Annotated in this window: 1 protein-coding gene and 3 pseudogenes; 1 reads left to right on the top strand and 3 read right to left on the bottom strand. The window is 49.9% G+C overall.

Going from position 1 to position 3,810, the window contains the following annotated elements:
* Window positions 1-382: 382 nt before the first annotated feature.
* The 3 genes and pseudogenes from KP705_RS15325 to KP705_RS15315 all read right to left on the bottom strand — a co-directional run.
* Window positions 383-817 (bottom strand): annotated as a pseudogene (locus tag KP705_RS15325) (transposase); the annotation flags it as partial.
* A gap of 29 nt (window positions 818-846) precedes the next feature.
* Window positions 847-1,443, bottom strand: a complete 597-nt coding sequence (locus KP705_RS15320; protein WP_015074842.1) for a transposase — start codon at window positions 1,441-1,443, stop codon at window positions 847-849.
* A 264-nt stretch (window positions 1,444-1,707) separates the two neighbouring features.
* Window positions 1,708-2,257: pseudogene (locus tag KP705_RS15315) on the bottom strand (transposase); the annotation flags it as partial.
* A 1,203-nt stretch (window positions 2,258-3,460) separates the two neighbouring features.
* On the opposite strand from KP705_RS15315, the pseudogene KP705_RS15310 reads away from it, so the two are divergent.
* Window positions 3,461-3,810, top strand: a pseudogene (locus KP705_RS15310) (IS481 family transposase); the annotation flags it as partial.

The following is a 3,810-nucleotide window of genomic DNA, read 5'->3' as shown; positions in this document are numbered from 1 at the left end:
GCTTATCTTCGTGAGAAAAGTAGCTTTGAAGCGTCCGGATTTTCTATGCTATCCCATTCAACGCAAGAGGCAGTGCTAAAAGACCATTTCGACAAAATGGACATCGGACATAAAGGTTATCTCCTTCCCAACGAATGGAAGAGATAGGACAACTCCATAAGATCGTAATTCTTGGTTTTCTAAAGAAATAATCCGCTCAAGTAGAAAAATATTCCTTGAAAAACAGAGAAATTAGCATGTTCCATCACCTGGAGGGATCGAAGACCCTTTAATTGATGTGCTTGTCCGGTAATTTCTGGGTTTTGGCGATTTGATTAACGGTTTCTGCGATGGCATCCGGTCTACGTGTTGAGCAGATCGGGTATTGTCCCCCTCTGGATGACTACGCGCTCGCGTTGATCCGCTCCAGGAAGAGGACGCGGCGCGGGTTGTAGACAATATTGGCCAGGCCGATCCTCATGGTGGCTCGGGTGATACCGACGGTTCGGACGAACAGCCCTGTCTGCGATTTCTGATCCGCAAAGACATGCTCGACGCGTGATCGGATCACCGATTTCCCTGCCTTGTACTGCTGGATACGCCGGGGCATCGGTTTAAGATGCGGCTTTTTCCTGTGAACCTTTGAGACAAAGCCCTGCTTTTCCATAAAGTCTTTGTTGGCTTTTGAGCGATACGCCGTGTCGGCCCACATCGTTGAGGGCATATTGGTCTCATCCAGCAGGCCCTCGCGTAGTCTGGTGCCATCGCTGGCCGCTGGATCGATCGTCTTTCATTTAGGAAACAGCCGAAACTTTCGGTCGATGGAAATGTGATCTTGTACCGAGAGCGCAAGCAATTTTTCCGGTTTCAGGAGTTCTTTTCGATCCTATTGGAACGACGTCCTGCTCTGATGTTTTCTCCGACAGTATAGCGCTCCAAAATGATGGCTTTTGCTCCACACAGGGTGAGGCTGTTTCCCTCCCTGTCGCGCACTTCGTAAGGCTTTCCTCGTTTGAGAACGCTGAAGATCCGGTTCACAATACGATTGGCAACGGCACATAAAGCCTGTTTGTGATGATGACCTTTCAGCGTCATCAGTCTCCAATAAAGTTCCGCCAGTTCAGGATCTGTTTTTCGTGCCGTATCAGCAGCAAGATAAAGTGCGTGTTCGGAAAGGCAACGGCGTAGAGCTTTGACCCGTTTTCCCTTGACGCGAGCCACGGTGACGCCAGCATCTACAAGATGGTGGGCGACAGGAAACCAGCTCATGCCGGTTGGCTCCATGATGGCCTGAATGTGGTCATCCGCCCTCAGCCCCATCATGGCTGTCTGAACAAAAGCGGCGAGTGAAGGCTGATCGTGCCTGAAACGAATTGCACGGCCATTAGGGCGGCCATCGTCATAGATCTGAGCGAGGTGATCTCCGCGAATGGCCAGATCAATACCAATGGTACGGAATGTCATGGTCGGTCCTTTCTGGTGAGGGAACCAACGCTACGGTCACAGTCAGATGTGTCATTCGTGGCAAATCAACTTCACTCAAAGCAGGCGCCACAATCATGTTACTCTTGCCCCGTCAGCGCGGCCGGAACGGGTTCATGCTTCACAAAAGACGAGACGATCGGCGGATCTCTCAGGGACTTCAGCCCCGAACCGGCCTGATCCACAAGCACGTCTCCGAAGCCTGTGCATCTCCGACTTTCTCCATGGCATCAAACCCGGCCCCGCTATCGATATCTGCGATTTATAGCCAAAGAACGGGATAGCGAGATCCGTTGACGCGATCGTCCCGTCATCCCGCCGCTTTGCCTTCGTGAACTTTAGTGTCCATCGTGCATGGAGATCCTTGTGCGACAGCTTTGMCGRCTTGTCCTGCCAGYCTTCRGGAAAAAATAGTGTCAAAGCGATTGAACAGACCCTCGATCGCTCCCACCTGCGTCAGGCGTTCAAGGAGCAGCCAGGCCGTTTTGGCATCAGGAACACGATCTGAAAGCCCCAGGCCGAGGAAGCGCATGAACGACAGGCGGTCGTTGATCAGATATTCCGTCCGTTCATCAGACAAATTGTTCAACGTCTGGATCACCAGGATCCTGAACATCAACACCGGATCAAATGGCGGTCGTCCGCCCTTGCTTCCATCTGAATAGGCCAGAGCCTGCTACAGATCAGGGCGGAACACCTCAAAATCCACAGTCCGGGAAAATGCTTCGAACTGATCGCCAAGCCCGCTCAGTCGGGCAAGCCGCTCTTCAACGTCAAAGAAACCAGCCTGCTTCATAGCGCCATTCCCTCAACCAAAACCGGACAAATGGAATCACACAGGACAGGCCAGAGGACTTTTCAAAATCTACACATTATCGGCGTGAAGCCTCACATTTCTCCTGCAGCCGCTGCATAGCGTCTGGCGGCATTGGTGCGCTCATCATGGTTCTGTAATTCATGCAGGCTGCTGTCTCATTGGGTTGCGGCTCGTGTGAAGTGCAAGCGCACCCTGTGAGAAATACCGCAGTTAGTGAAGCGAGAATGAGGCGCATGATGCTTTCCCGGATTTGGCAATATTTGGTAAAGTGTGAGATCGTCCGCAGAGTTCAGATCAGAGGATTTTATAGTCTTTGTGCGCTCTTGAGAGGACCTGATCAGAAGCCCCTATCCCAATATGTTGATGTTGCGTACGGTTTCGTCGCTGAATATGGCTCGCCCCCGGGGGCAACAGCAGATCAAACTGCGATGTCTAAAAATGTTTTTTTTGGAATTGAGCATCAAAACAGAACTGAATATTTTTTAACGACATATCTTTTTTTGTCTATATAGGATGTTTTATGGTTTCACCAAGGACTGAAAGTTAATGGAATAGTTTATAGGTCTGGGAAAAATGCTTTATATAATCCCTGTCATTGATTGCATAATGCAATTTTTAAATACCGGCGATGGAAATCAATCTTGAGAAATCCTCACAAGGATTAATACCTTAAATATATAGTATTATTCCTTGGTTTGTTGCGAGTGTATCGATTGATAAAACACAGATTTATTTTGACTATTACACAATATCCGCCATACAACGAAATAGATAATACATACCAGAAGAGTCACGAGCGCTCCGAACTCGTAATACCCTGTACACTCGTAGCTGTCTTGCATTCTGAAATGCATGGTGCACAATACGCTAAACAAAACAGCTATTTTTAAAAGAAATAATCGCGACATTGTCTACAAACTCAGGCTCCATCTACAGCAGCTACTTGCACGGGGTTCCAAGGTTAAGTGCCAAAAAATATGAAGCGCCTAACGAAATTTCAACTATGAGGCAAGGTTTTACTCACAACACATCGTCACTTAGGTGTTTAGGTCCGGGGTTTAATGGTGTGGTATTTTCACGAGCGTGGAAGGAAGTCTTATGGGACAGATACGTCATGGGAGCGCCACGACCACGCACGCCGTGTGAGCAGCACTACAGCGATCGCAGGCTTCGCTCGCGTCGCTGAGCAAGGAGTTCGGGGTCAACCCGAAAACAGTTGCAAAATGGCGAAAGCGCCAGACTGTCGAGGATCAGAAGACAGGTCCCAAAGAGCCGCGATCCACGGTTCTGTCCGAGACGGACGAAGCGATGATCGTGGCGTTTCGCCGGCATACGTTGCTGCCGCTGGATGACTGCCTTTATGCCCTGCAGGCCAGCATTCCYCATCTGACACGTTCGGCCCTGCATCGCTGCTTTCAGCGTCACGGGATATCCCGGTTGCCGGACATCGARGGAGACAGGCTCAAACGCCAGCGCTTCAAACGCTATCCCATCGGCTTTTTTCACATCGATATTGCCGAAGTCCAGACTGC

The sequence above is a fragment of the Gluconobacter sp. P1D12_c genome, from assembly GCF_018812105.1.
GTDB classification, from domain to species: domain Bacteria; phylum Pseudomonadota; class Alphaproteobacteria; order Acetobacterales; family Acetobacteraceae; genus Gluconobacter; species Gluconobacter oxydans_A.
The sequence above is the reverse complement of the archived record's forward strand: the minus strand, read 5'-3'. Positions and strand labels throughout refer to the sequence as shown.

Coding starts and splice junctions, on each gene's coding strand:
- KP705_RS15320 (WP_015074842.1), bottom strand. CDS start 1,443: ATGACATTCCGTACCATTGGTATTGATCTGGCCATTCGCGGAGATCAC.